This is a genomic window from Gordonia sp. PDNC005, from assembly GCF_016919385.1.
Lineage (GTDB): Bacteria > Actinomycetota > Actinomycetes > Mycobacteriales > Mycobacteriaceae > Gordonia.
The window spans coordinates 570521-583166 of record NZ_CP070351.1 but is presented as its reverse complement, the minus strand read 5'-3'; the positions used below and the strand labels follow the sequence as shown (position 1 = coordinate 583166).

Genomic DNA, 12646 nt, shown 5'->3' with positions numbered 1-12646 from the left:
TTCGATTGATCCGACTCACTGGGAACTTGTCCAACACACTGAGACTGACACATCAGTTCCATTAATTCAAGAGCCTTGCTTCGTTGCCGAACATCCGTCTGTGGGACCTACTTCGGGCCTGGCACGACCGCGCCCTGATCCACCTGGATCTTCGGGTCGGGAGCAAAGCTCGACACCAACCACCGACCATCCATGCGCACGACGACCACCCGCAGGATGACAGCCGAAGTGGTGCGCTCAGGCTGCTGCACCGTCGTCGCGGTCTGCTTGGCGGTGACCACGAAGTTCCACGGCTGACCGTCGCCGGGCGGCGCGTCCACGTCTCCGTCGAAATGCGTGTACGCGATCTCCCCGGTCGACTGCATCTTGAGCTGCTGGATCAGTTCGAGAGTGAGCGTCCCGGCACCTTGCGCCGTAAGGTCGAACGTCTTTCCGAACGATGAGGTGGTCCCCTCCGCGAGCCCCTTCACGTATTCACGGGCGCGTGTGGAGTCGATCGTCAACGACTTCTTCGCGTAGGCGTTCGCCGCGCCGGCGGCTGCGGCCAGATCGTCCCGTCCGGACTGCGCCGAAGCACGAGTGTCGGCCAACTCCTGCGCCGTCGACATCCGGTTCCAGGTGACGGCGGCCAGTGCGACAAGCAGAATGGCCGCCAGGACACTCACGCCGATCGATACACCCCGCCATCGGCTGACCTCCGCGCGCGCCTGCGCCGCCTCCTCGCGGAGTCGGGACTTCTTCGACGGCCGTTTGTCCGGGACGGGCACACCCTCGGTCGCCACTTTGTCTTCGATCGCCGCCATCTGTACATCTTCAACCATCACGACGCCTTCCTCCTCACTCATCGGACTGTCACTTCCACACGCATCGGGCCACCCGGCGGAAACGCACGACCCCATAGGTCGGTGAACGCGTTTGCGTCGACTCGAATCCCTCGGAGTTGCCCGGTCACCGGCAAAAGCGCTGCCGCGATATCGCCGAACTCGGGCACCACCACCGACAGCCTCGTCAGCAGCCCGTCCATGAACGGACCGATCTGACCGTTCCACGCATCCGTCCTCGCGCTCATCGCGCCGAACGCGCCGAGTTCGGACAGCACTGAATTCAAAGCCGGCTCGAGCCGTTCCAGGGTCGCGCCCACCGGCGCCAACCGCCCTGGGCCGTCCATTGCCATGATCCGACGGTCGAACTCCTGTCCCAGGCGAAACATGCTGCTGATGATCGGAGTCTTGTCGCGCACTGTCGCCCGCATCAGATCAACGGTCGATGCGGCTTCCGCCAACACCGATTCGTCGGCAGTCACGGCTTTGAGCATCGCGCCCAACCGAATGACCACGTCGGGATCGATCAGCTCAGCGAGTCGGTCCACCTTGGACAGCACCGAGCCGATCGTCGGTGCGTCGTCGACCTGCGACACCGGGATTGTGGCGCCGTCGGACAGATACGGGCCGGCAGAACCGGCTGGCCGGAAGTCCAGGTACTGCTCACCTGCGGCAGACAGGTTCTGAACGATCGCGCGGCTCGAAGCAGGGACCCGGTATCGCTCATTGATGCGGAGCCTCACCGTGACGCCCCTCGTGCCCGTCGATATCGAGTCGACGTCGCCGATCTCCATGCCGTGCATCGCGACCGGCGAGGTGGCCATCAGCCCTGACGTCTGGTTCATGGTCACAGTCACCGAGTACGTCTGTTCTCGGGGATCAATGCCCAGGACCCCGACCGCTATGTACGACACCGTGACGAGCAACACCCCGATCAACACCCCACAACCCAGCAAACCCTTTCCCATGGTCATTCACACCACCCCGATTCCGCGCAGCACATCGGTAAGCGCGGACGCGCGCCCTTGAAGGTCGGTGGTCCGGGTGAAGTCGATCTCGCCTCCACCGGAGAGAAAGGGGACGATCCGCCGCGTGATCAGATCGCGTACGGCTACGGCGTTCACGCCGAGGGACCGGTCCGAATTGGCGATCTCCATGAGCCACGGGTCGACGGTCGACAACATCGCTTTGACATCGGAATAGGTCGGTTCCGCGAGCAGTGCGGTGCCAGGCTTCGTCAGTATGCGCAGGTCAGATATCAAGCCGACGAGCGACAGGAACATGTCCTGCATCTTTCCGAACCGACGGGGCCCGACGGTGAACGCCCGCTCGATCGTCTCGCGGTTGTCCGCGAGAGTGCGAACGATGCTGGAGCCGCGAACGATCACTCGATCGAGCCGGTCAGCGTTGTGAGCCAACTCGATGAGCTGTCTCGCCGCATTCTTGGTGAGGGCCGACAGCTCGCCCTTGTCCGACGGCAATGCGGCGTTCACTTCTGCGAGCGACGTCTGAATCCGACCGATCAGACCGCCGTTCAGAAACTGCGACACGCTCAGCATCACCGTCTCGACATTGTCCGGAGGCGACGTCTGACTGAGCGGTATTCGGCCACCGTCCACAAGTGTCGCGTCGGTCGCCGAGCCGCGCCGGGTGGAAAGCGCGATGTACAGATCGCCGAGCAAAGTCTCCTGACGCAACTCTGCCCGGGTGTTCGTCGTCAGTCGGACGTCCCGGTCGATGTCCACGTCGGCGATCGCCCGGTCACCGCGCAGTGTCACGTCGGCGAGCATCCCCGACCGCACGCCGTCCACCAGCACACGGGCGCCCGAGGGAATGTTGAGGACATTGCTGAACTCGATGGCGATCCGGTACGTGGTCGAGCGGTCCGCACCCCCGGTGACGGCGGCACACCCGACAGTCGACAGGACTGCAGCTACCAACGTGATCGACGCGATACGTCGTAATGCCCTCATGACGCCGCCAGAATCATCGAGATCAGACCTTCGCCGGCTTTCGCCTTCGAAGCACAGTCCGGACTCTGCCCGAGGACCGCGCACACCCCTGGCGCCGCGTGGCGCGGAACAGAGACGACCGGCGGAGTCCAACGCGCACGCAACGCCCCCGTCACCGGGTCGAACAGCGAATCCGTCGCCGCGGCCAGACCCGGGAGCTGCGCCACGGCTTGCGCTAGTCGAGTCGCGAACGGCGCCAGCAGCCGAACCCACGGCGTCACCAGATCGAGAAGGGACAGAATCCTGTCGCCGTACCTGGCCATGTTTCGGCCCAGAACCGGGACGAAACGTACTGCGGAAGCGAGGGCACCGGCAAACTCTTGCGAGAACCCCGTCAGAGCTCTGCCGGAGTCGTCGATCGTCGCGATCACCCGTGCCAGATCGGGCCACCGACTGCTCGCCTCGGCCATCAAGGTCTCGCTGTTCTCGAGCAGGCGTCGGATCTGAGCGTCGGCTTGCTGCGGATCCCCCTGGGCAGCCACCATTCTCTGCAAGATGCGGACCACCTCGTTCTCAGCTCCGCCGAAGTTTCGATCCACACCCTTCATCACCTGAGCAAGGTCGTCCGTTCGGCCCAAGCTCGGCAGGTTCGCGTCGGGCCCGAGCACGTCGGTGAGCAGTCGGTCCGCAGCGGCGAACCCTTCGCTGACTCCCCTGGGGGTTTTTGTTCGACCGACCGGGATGCACTGTCGACCGTCGAACAACGGACCGGACCGATAGGGAGCCGAGAACTCCACCCGGCGGTCCGCAACGATCGAACTGTCGATGACGACTGCTCCGACATCGACGGGAAGTTTCAGGTCACGTTCGACGGCCATCCGTACGCGAACGCCCCCGTCGCGGGGTTCGATCGACTCGACCCGCCCAACGGACAGTCCCATGAGCGCAACCTGATTCCCAACATAGAGACCGACTGAGTCCGTGAAGTCGGCACACATGGGCCGCGTCAAGAGTTGTCTGCTCACCGGCTTCCACAACACGATGACTGCTACCGCGGCGATAATCGACCCGATCAAGCAGATTCCCACGTACGCGAGTAGATGTCGCCGACGCCTGGCCGACTCCGTGTTCGTCTCGTGGGCCGTGGCCATCTCAGCACCCCCGTTCCGCTGTGGGAACGCACAGGTTCATTCCGGTGACAACGGAGTCCCGCTGGTCGATGTGCACGCCGTCGCCACTCACGAGACGATCTACCGTCGCGAGCGCCCCCTCCACACTCGCCACGCTGGCCTCCACCCTCGCAACGCTCGGCTCTACGCGGTCCAGGATCGCTTCGAGGTCATTGACCACCGGCTCGATCGACTGCGAGTAGGCGACGATCGGCCTCTCCAGGAAGAGGAACAAACGCTTCAGAAGATTGAACACTCGTCGAACCTGAGCGTGCCGCACTCCGAGTTCAGTGCCGATCCGGCCAAGGCTCGCGACGAGTGTGAACAGGATCTCGCGATCCCCCGCTGTCGCACGGACGTACTCGTCGGACACCGCCAGAGCGTTGTGCAGCCGATCCGATCGAGCGGCCAACTTGGTGGTGAGGTCGTCGGTGGCGTCCAGGAGATCACGACCGAGCATCGGCTGAGCATCCATCCCCTCGCGGATGCTCACGATCATCTCCCGCAGTTTCTGGCCCTGTAGCGCCGCGGCCTTCGGCGTCGCGTGCTCGAGCACGGTCGACAGGTCGTAGGTTCCGGTGACTCGCTCCGGCGGAATCACTCCACCGCCGAGTGGACGGTCTCCCTGTGGCGCCACCTGCAAGAATCGCCCGCCTACCGGGGTCAACAACTTCACTGCTATCGACGTGTCCGCTCCGATCTCGACGTCTCGCTTCACGCTGAATCCGACTCGTACGTGATCGCCTTCGATCTCGAGCGAGTCCACCCTGCCGACAGTGATGCCGGCGACCCTGACCTGGTCCCCGCTCCGAACACCGGAAGAGTTGACGAACCACGCCGAGTACTGGCGGTAGCCGACGGGCCGGAGGTACAAGTAGCCGAGCGCCAGCGCCACAATCGACACGACGGCGACGGCGACGAGACCGAGCCCGATCTGGTTGCGTCGCGCCTCAACGTCGTCCCTCGGACGTCCCAGCCCGATGACGTCGCGGACCAGCTCCGCTGCAGTCCGATCGTTCATCGGCACACCACCACGTCTCGGCCACCGATCAGGACACGGGTGATCACCGGTAGGTCGAGCCGACCGTTCCGACAGCTGAACGTAGCCGACGCCGCCCTCGCGTCCATTCCTGCGATCGAAGAGAGCAGACCCGGAATCGCTCCAAGCGCGTCAAGAATCTGAGGTGTGAACGGCACCACCCGTCGGAAGAATGCGTCGAGCGGGCCAAAGTTGTCGTCATAACTCCCCTGCATCGTCTCGAGCAGGTCGACGAATGGAACGAGGACTCGATCTCCGTATGAGAGCGATTCCTTGACGACCTCGACGTTGGTAGTGAATCTGCTGATCGACGCATTGAGTTGCTCAACCAGTCTCCCGACGTCGCCGGATCGTCCGCCGATCTGGTCGGCCAGACGGTTCAGATTGTCGATCATCGCAATGATCACTACGTCTCGTCGGTTGACCGTGCTCAGAATCGACTTGACGGCATTCGCTGCCGGGGCGAGCCCGCGGCCGTCTCCTTGGAGGAGCAAGCCGATGTTCTCGGCGAACGTGTTCAAGACTCCCGGATCCACATCGTTGATCAGCGGCAGGACGCTGTTGAAGAGGTCGGTGACGTCGAACGACGGCACGGTGCGCGCCACCGGGATCGTGTGCGCCGTGTCCTGCGGGCCTCCAGGCTTCGGCCGGCGAACCACCTCGAGGTAGTGCTGACCCAGAAGGTTCTGGTAGCGGACGGCGATCACTGAGTTGTCGTCGAGGCGATGCTCACGCACGACAGTGAATGCGACGCGTGCTGCCCCTCCGTCCAGATCGATGGACTCGACCTTTCCGACTGCGACACCGGCGAGTCGAACCGCGTCGCCGTCGAAAAGACCGGACACGTCGGTGAACATCGCGGTGTATCGGTCCTTGTCGCCGGGCACCGGCTCCACCATTACTCTCACCACTACATACATCGCGGCGCCGATGACCATGACAAACGCCATCACGAGAAACGTCGCCCTGCGTGCTGACTTCATCGTCGTCCCCCTCGTACTGTCGTCGACAAGAGCGGTGTCGTGATCTGCGGGGCGTCAGCCAAGAGCACCTCCACAAGCAGTCTCACCTTTGAGTCGTCCTGGACCGCGAACGCGTCGCCTGTCGCTCGAATCAGCGATGTGAGCTTCGCGTAGGCCTGAGGGGCGGTGCCAAGCGACATGACCACCGGAACCCCGAGATCGAGGCCGAGGTTGATGAGGGCGAGCAGGGGCTTCTGATTGCGCCCCAGGATGTCCCCGAGCGGCACCACGAGACGTTTGCTCAGCCCGTCGACGGCACCTCGCACATCACGCAGACCGTTGGGCTGATCGAGATACGCCGCGTGGTCCAGTGCGCCGTCGACCACCCGCAGTGCAGGCAGCACAGCCGGGCCGATCGCGTCGAGCTTGGCAGTCAGATCGGACATCGCCTCGGTCAGCGTCATTCGTTGGTCCGCCACGATCTGCCGAAGCAGCGGCATCACGTCGCCTATCGCGTGGACTCCGGGTGCCGAGTATCGCAGCAGGGTGTCCACCGACCCGTAGACCGCGGGATCACCTAGTGTCGAGGTCAGTCGCCCGGCCCGGCCGAGCACACTCGTCAGGGTCCCCAGCGACGTGCTGCTGCCTGCCACCCTCAGCTCTTGTCCGTCGCGAACCGGTCGAGGGTTATGTCCGGTCGGGACCAACTCGACGCCGGTCCCTGCGAACATGTTCGGCGCGAAGTATGCCGGGACCACATCCACGGTGACGCCGCCGAACTGTCCTGGATCTATGGCGAGATCGACTCGTTGTCCGCCGTCGCGCTGCACCTCAATCGAATCGACGCTCCCGATCCGATATCCGCGATATTTGACGTCGGCTCCAACGGCCAACCCGTCGCCCACTCGGTCGGTGACCAGTATCAGGTGAGGCCTGTCGGCGAAGCCGCCAGTCGACCAGAATCCGAGCAGTGATCCCACCGCGACGAGGACGACCGTCATCCCCAGGCCGATGACTCGCAGGGCGGGCACGCTCGGCTCGCGGCCGGCCGGATCGATCCACAGTGCCATCGGATCACCCCGAGACCCGGACGCTGGAGTCGAAGCCCCAGAGCAGAATGGTCAGAATCATGTCGAGCGACACCACCACGATCAAGCTCGCTCGGATCGCGCGCCCAGCCGCAATACCCACACCTTCCGGCCCACCCATTGCGTAGTAGCCCTGATAGCTGTGGATCAACACGATCGCGATCGCGAAAACGACGACCTTGACAATCGAATACGCGACGTCGGCCGGTTGGACGAACGATTCGAAATAGTGGCCGTATGTCCCACTGGATTGCTGATGCAACACCGAGACCAGGACCTCGCATGCAATGTATGCAGCCATCAGTGTCATCAGATAGAGCGGAACGATCGTCAGGACACCCGCGACAACACGCGAAGAGACGACAAACGGAATCGGTCGAATCGCCGACGCCTCGAGGGCGTCGATCTCCTCCGACATCCGCATTGCGCCCACCTCGGCAGTGATCCTGCAGCCGACCTGCGCAGCGAAGCCGACTGCGGCGATCAACGGCCCGAGCTCGCGCGTGGTCGCGTACCCGGAGACGAAACCGGTCAATGGCCCCATGTTCACCATGTCGAGCAATGCGAAACCCTGGATGCCGACCGTACCGCCGACTGCCAATCCGAGGAACAGCAGAACGCCGAGCATTCCGCCGCCGACGATCACAGATCCGTTCCCGAACGTAATCGATCCGATGTGGACGAGGACCTGTTTGCGATACCTCGTCAGAGCGGTCGGAAGCGACCGGAAGACCTGCACCACGAAGTACGCCTGGTGACCGACAAGTGCTAATCCGTTGAGCGGGGCGGCAGTCACAGTCCGTGACACGCGGGCCACCGTGCCGAGGCCCGGCGGCGAGTATCGGGACGCCATCACAACACTCTCGGGGGAAAGAACATGGTGGTGACCTGTGTGATCGCCAAGTTCAAGGCGAACGAGGCGACGACGCCGATCACCACGCTCGCATTGACCGAGTCGGCTACCGCTTTTGCGCCGTGCCCCGTCTCCAAACCTCGCTGGCAGGCGACGATCGCGACCACGAAGGCGAACACCACTGACTTTGCGACTGCGATCCCTATATCGCTGAACGAGGCGAACGAGGCGAACGACGTCAGAAACGAGCCCGGCGCGACACCCTGCATCGTCACAGCGACCAGATAGCCGGTCGACAGACCCATGACAATCGTGAGAAAACAGATGAGCGGCGCGACGACCAGCATCGCGGCCACCCGGGGAGCAACCAGTCGACGTACCGGGTCGATGCCCATCGTCCGAAGAGCGTCGAGCTCTTCGCGCATCACCCTGGCACCGAGGTCTGACGCCACCGCGGCACCCGCGGCGCCACCGAGGAGCAACGCCGCGACCATCGGGGCACCCTGCTGTATGACTCCGAGTCCGCCAGCTGCACCAGACACCGACGTCGCGCCGACTTGCTGGGTGAGACTGCCCACCTGGATCGATACGATCACGCCGAAAGGAATCGACACGAGGATCGTGGGCGTGGCGGTGACCGTGATGATGAACCAGGTCAACGACGCGAAGTCACGCCAAGGAAATCGTCCACGCGCTGCATCAACGACGCCTGACACTCCGACGGCGACGGCGAGTTGAACGCTGCGCCCAAACGTCGCGAGCGAGTCGACCACCGTCTTCTGGACGTACTCGTCGGCCCGATCGAACAACCGGACTGCGAGCCCGGTCACGCAGCGACACTTCCAGAACGGTCCAGCACCTGGGCGATGTGCGCCGACATCCGGTTGATCGCCACCTTGCCTTCGGGAATGACGTCCGCTGCTGCTTGAAAGACATGCACCTGACCCGGGTAGATCTCGAGCCGAGCGTCGCCACCTGCCGCCGCAGAATATACGACGAGGGCTTTCGCATCGGGCAGGAGGATCTCGTCGGACCCGGCCTGGATCAGCAGGGGCGGCAGAGCTGCGAGTTCAGTCGAGGTGAGTCCGATGAAATCCCGCAATTTGACACATGCGTCCGGTTCGTTCTCGGCGCGCTGTATCGACGCCCATATCGCAGTCAGGGCCCGCGGCGGAAACAACGCGTCGCGATCGAGTTCGGGTCCGGGACCAGTCAGTTTTGTCGCCGGATCGAGGTCGACTATCGGCGACATCGCTCCGATGCCACCCACCAGGCCGAGCCCGGATCGACGTGCTTCCAGAGCAACGTTGAGTGCCAGATACCCCCCTGCGGAATCACCGACAACAACGATCCGGTCGATCGGGACGCCACTCGCGAGAAGCGCTCGGAGCCCTTCCATGCAGTCGCTGAGCGATGTGCTGACGGATGCACCGTCGGACAACTGTCGATAGGCGACGGCCAACGCCGGAATCCCGGTGTTGCGCACGATCCGAGAGACGAGTCGCCGGTGGCTCTTCACACCCCCGACGAGGAAGGCTCCGCCGTGGAGATACAGGATTGCCGAGTCTTCGCGCCCTCCTGTTTCCGAGGAGGTCCGCTCGGCGACGCAGTGTGCGAGGTCGACGCGAGTACGGCGGACCCCGCCCACGGGTCGCAGCAGCACGGCGAAGAGTTCGAGCAACGAGTATGGCCACGGCGCGAACGGGACCCTCGCCCACACGCTGATGACCGGCCGCACGAAGATCCGCGCAGCCGCGGCGACGAGCCGCGCACCTGCACTCTGACCCGGGTACGTCCACACCGTCGGATCGCCCTTCGCCCCTTGACTACGCATCGTCTCTCCCCTTCACGGAACGTTCGTTCTTTTGTAGACTGACACACCATTCGGTTAATTGTCTAGACTTTCGCATGACTCGTTCACCAATCGAATGGCAGCCGCTCAGGAGCGAGCAGCTGTCCACTCCTCAATGGCCGCGCCCATCGAAGTCGCCGGACCGGCTAGGCCCAGAACTTCGCGCGCGATGTCCGACCAGGGACCGGTAGCGTTCAACCGCCCAAGCAGCGCCACCGTGGCCAGTTCGTTGCGCCGCCCGAACCCGTGGCCTTCCACCATCGATTGGCGACCCATGTTCCCGATGTGGCCACCGGCGGGCGACAGCGCAGCAGTGGCCGCACGCCTCGCGACCGTCGCACTGATCGTCCGGCGGCCATCAACTACATGCCAACCGACCGCGCCCAACACGTAGTCGACCAGCTGTTGCTGAGTGAGCCGCTGTGGATCCGTGATGAACCCCGACCCGACGATCACGCGATACATCTCGTCGAAATCGCCGTCCAGGATCGCCGCCAACACAGACCTCTCGACAGCCAGTTCGTCGGCCGACAGCTCTACCGTCAAACCGAAGTCCAGGAACGCGACTCGCCCGTCTGGCATCACGATCATGTTGCCGGGATGCGGATCAGCGGAGAACTTCCCGCTCGTAAACATCTCCGCGCAGTAGAAGCGGTACACCGCCTCACCGATCCGATCCCGTGAGTTCTGGTCGAGCGAACACGCATCGTCGAATGTCATCCCGTCGACGAACTCCGTGACCAGGACATCGCCGGTACACAGTTCAGGAACAGCGTCGGGCACACAGAATCCGGGATGACCAGCGAACCGTGCCGCGAACTCACGCTGCGACGCACACTCTGCGTGAAAGTCGAGCTCGTTCAGAATCTGTCGACGGACCTCGTCGACTAGATTCTCCACATTGTCGGCGGGAACGTACTTCGCAAGCATGCGGCTGAACAGTGCGAGATTCTTGAAGTCGGCCCGGACCATCATGTCGACGTCCGGGTACTTCACCTTGACGGCCACGTCACGGCCGTCGGCCAGTGTGCCGCGATAGACCTGCCCTATCGAAGCCGCCGCAATCGGACCCGAGAGGTCGACGATGTCGGCACGACGTGCACCGAGCGAGCTCGACAAGGCCCGCATCATGGTTCGCTCGTTCCACGGCGGTGTCGCTGCGAAAAGGGGCTCAAGTCGACGGCTGAACTCTTCACGGGCGCCGCGCGAGGCGATCCCGACGTCGATGACCGCCATCAGCTGACCGAGTTTGTGTGCGGCACCGCGCATTCCTCCAACAACCGAGACGATGTCGTCCGCAAGATCCAGAGCAGCGCGGTCCCGCGCGGCGTCGATCTCCTCATCGGTACGGAATCGCGCAGCCGCCGCGCCTGCAGCGACTCGCACGGCATGCCGAGCCGCCACACCCCCGAGTCGCCCACCCCGACGAAGGCGAGCACCACGTCCGCTAGGTCCAGCCACCACAACCCCCTGAGCCACCGCACACTCTGACCACAGTTTCAACGCCGATCGCACTCAATTGTCGAGTTCAAGATAACCGTTCTCTCCGTTGCCTAAGCCCCTGATCGAGAAGGTCGCGCCCACCAGTCGCGACCCCGCCCGACAAGGCTCAGCCGCCGGATCCACGTACAACACCGCGTATGGCCGGCGAGGACGAATCCGCCTACGCCCGCCTAACGACGCACTTGCGCGCATCTCGATCGGGACCACGTCGCGACGCACGCCTTCGACGAATCGCCGTGTCGGAGTGCGGACCGACACGACTGACGGAGATCGCTGAGCAAGGTCGACACGAGGGCCGGCGATCCCGGCTGGGCGCTCGGAAACGAACTCGTCCGCAATGGCGAACCCCTGAACGAGTCCGAGGAGACTCCGCCCCAAGTCAGCCGACCGACCCGCCGGCCACTGCCCCATCACACGCGCGTCGCCCTGTCGGACCAGCTGATCCGCACAGTATTCAGACACGACACACGACACCGTTCGGAAGCGACCACGATAAGCGATGAAACGCTGATCACACACCAGAGTCGTGCCGCAATCAGCGATGGAGACCACTGTGCGCGAACGCCTCGAAGCCGCGTCGACCGACGAACCCGCCACGATCTTGTCCATCCGTCGCACGAGTGTCGCGGCTCGGATCTGCCCGGGCAGGTCGATGCGATACGCCACGGCCGGGCCTTCAACCGCGGTCTCGTCGTGTCGGATCCCCGTCATTGGCCGCCTCCTCATGATTGCTGTCATATTAGTGACATGATACATCAGTTCCATTAATGTGAACGGGATCGGTTCGGCCCTTCGGAGCCGGACGGAAGGCCGACAGCCAGTCGGCGGCACCACCCTACGGATAGGACGCTCATGTCTACATCGACCATTGTGATTATCGTCGTCGCGGTCGCCGCAGCCGCTTTGATCGGTGTGCTCACGCTCGCGGCTCTGTCTGCCGGGGAGAAAGGCCCGCGCCGATTCTCATTGTCAGCGCCCGCTGACACCGCGCGTTTCATCGACCGCGACGCCGCATGGGCGGCCACCGTCGAATTCGATGTCCGACGATCTGTCGACGCCGCCTGGCAGCAGATACTCGACGGTCCGATCGTGTCCATCGGGCCGGTGCTCAACGGACCGACAGTCGTCGGCGTCACACGGACCTACCACGGGATCATCGCCGCGACAGCAGAGGTAGTCGAGCAGTCGAACCGGTCCTCGATCACTACGCTCGGATCGGCGATCTCGATACCCGTCGTAGTGAAATCGTTCGCTGAGCGCCTGACGGTCGCACCCGTCAACGAATCTTCGAGCAGAGTTACCTACTCGCTGGCGATTCAGCCACGATTCATCGGCTTCTTACCTCTCCGGTGGACCGCAGTGTTCGTCCGACCGGTCATCACCTTCTTCTTGAAGTCGGAATTCTGA

Annotated in this window: 12 protein-coding genes; 1 reads left to right on the top strand and 11 read right to left on the bottom strand. The window is 63.6% G+C overall.

All coding sequences use genetic code 11. The annotated features are described in order from the left end of the window. Positions 1-107 precede the first annotated feature (107 nt). From JVX90_RS02840 to JVX90_RS02790, 11 genes are all read right to left on the bottom strand, one after another. The gene (locus JVX90_RS02840; protein ID WP_205330955.1) at positions 108-824 is read right to left on the bottom strand and encodes a hypothetical protein; all 717 of its coding nucleotides are present in this window, start codon (positions 822-824) and stop codon (positions 108-110) included. Between the two features lie 17 nt (positions 825-841). Beyond that, entirely contained in the window at positions 842-1795 is a 954-nt protein-coding gene (locus tag JVX90_RS02835; RefSeq protein WP_205330954.1) for an MlaD family protein, read from the bottom strand. Beyond that, positions 1796-2794 carry an MlaD family protein gene (locus JVX90_RS02830; RefSeq protein WP_205330953.1) on the bottom strand — a complete coding sequence of 333 codons (999 nt, stop codon included), beginning with the start codon at positions 2792-2794 and terminating at the stop codon, positions 1796-1798. Beyond that, a complete protein-coding gene (locus JVX90_RS02825; protein WP_205330952.1) occupies positions 2791-3924 on the bottom strand; it encodes an MlaD family protein in 1134 nt (377 codons plus the stop codon). The genes JVX90_RS02830 and JVX90_RS02825 overlap by 4 nt, the downstream gene beginning before the upstream one ends. Before the next feature lies 1 nt (position 3925). After that, the gene (locus JVX90_RS02820; protein WP_205330951.1) at positions 3926-4963 is read right to left on the bottom strand and encodes an MlaD family protein; all 1038 of its coding nucleotides are present in this window, start codon (positions 4961-4963) and stop codon (positions 3926-3928) included. Further along, complete coding sequence (locus JVX90_RS02815; protein ID WP_205330950.1) at positions 4960-5964, bottom strand: MlaD family protein; 1005 nt, start codon at positions 5962-5964, stop codon at positions 4960-4962. Before JVX90_RS02815 ends, JVX90_RS02820 begins: the two co-directional genes overlap by 4 nt. Then, positions 5961-7013 carry an MlaD family protein gene (locus JVX90_RS02810; protein WP_205330949.1) on the bottom strand — a complete coding sequence of 351 codons (1053 nt, stop codon included), beginning with the start codon at positions 7011-7013 and terminating at the stop codon, positions 5961-5963. The genes JVX90_RS02815 and JVX90_RS02810 overlap by 4 nt, the downstream gene beginning before the upstream one ends. A gap of 4 nt (positions 7014-7017) precedes the next feature. Next, positions 7018-7884 carry an ABC transporter permease gene (locus JVX90_RS02805; protein WP_205330948.1) on the bottom strand — a complete coding sequence of 289 codons (867 nt, stop codon included), beginning with the start codon at positions 7882-7884 and terminating at the stop codon, positions 7018-7020. Next, positions 7884-8714: an ABC transporter permease gene (locus JVX90_RS02800; RefSeq protein ID WP_205330947.1), complete on the bottom strand. Its 831-nt coding sequence runs from the start codon at positions 8712-8714 to the stop codon at positions 7884-7886. The genes JVX90_RS02805 and JVX90_RS02800 overlap by 1 nt, the downstream gene beginning before the upstream one ends. Continuing rightward, on the bottom strand, positions 8711-9718 hold the full coding sequence (locus JVX90_RS02795) for an alpha/beta hydrolase fold domain-containing protein (protein WP_205330946.1): 1008 nt from the start codon (positions 9716-9718) through the stop codon (positions 8711-8713). The genes JVX90_RS02800 and JVX90_RS02795 overlap by 4 nt, the downstream gene beginning before the upstream one ends. Positions 9719-9823: 105 nt before the next feature. Then, complete coding sequence (locus JVX90_RS02790; RefSeq protein ID WP_240194031.1) at positions 9824-11140, bottom strand: AarF/ABC1/UbiB kinase family protein; 1317 nt, start codon at positions 11138-11140, stop codon at positions 9824-9826. Positions 11141-12091: 951 nt separating this feature from the next. Here JVX90_RS02790 and JVX90_RS02785 point away from each other — a divergent pair. Then, on the top strand, positions 12092-12646 hold the full coding sequence (locus tag JVX90_RS02785) for a hypothetical protein (protein ID WP_205330944.1): 555 nt from the start codon (positions 12092-12094) through the stop codon (positions 12644-12646).

What these genes read in the sequence shown, in the direction of transcription:
- JVX90_RS02835 (WP_205330954.1), bottom strand. Translation starts at nt 1,795, where the DNA reads ATGACCATGGGAAAGGGTTTGCTGGGTTGTGGGGTGTTGATCGGGGTG.
- JVX90_RS02830 (WP_205330953.1), bottom strand. Translation starts at nt 2,794, where the DNA reads ATGAGGGCATTACGACGTATCGCGTCGATCACGTTGGTAGCTGCAGTC.
- JVX90_RS02825 (WP_205330952.1), bottom strand. Translation starts at nt 3,924, where the DNA reads ATGGCCACGGCCCACGAGACGAACACGGAGTCGGCCAGGCGTCGGCGA.
- JVX90_RS02820 (WP_205330951.1), bottom strand. Translation starts at nt 4,963, where the DNA reads ATGAACGATCGGACTGCAGCGGAGCTGGTCCGCGACGTCATCGGGCTG.
- JVX90_RS02815 (WP_205330950.1), bottom strand. Translation starts at nt 5,964, where the DNA reads ATGAAGTCAGCACGCAGGGCGACGTTTCTCGTGATGGCGTTTGTCATG.
- JVX90_RS02810 (WP_205330949.1), bottom strand. Translation starts at nt 7,013, where the DNA reads ATGGCACTGTGGATCGATCCGGCCGGCCGCGAGCCGAGCGTGCCCGCC.
- JVX90_RS02805 (WP_205330948.1), bottom strand. Translation starts at nt 7,884, where the DNA reads ATGGCGTCCCGATACTCGCCGCCGGGCCTCGGCACGGTGGCCCGCGTG.
- JVX90_RS02795 (WP_205330946.1), bottom strand. Translation starts at nt 9,718, where the DNA reads ATGCGTAGTCAAGGGGCGAAGGGCGATCCGACGGTGTGGACGTACCCG.
- JVX90_RS02785 (WP_205330944.1), top strand. Translation starts at nt 12,092, where the DNA reads ATGTCTACATCGACCATTGTGATTATCGTCGTCGCGGTCGCCGCAGCC.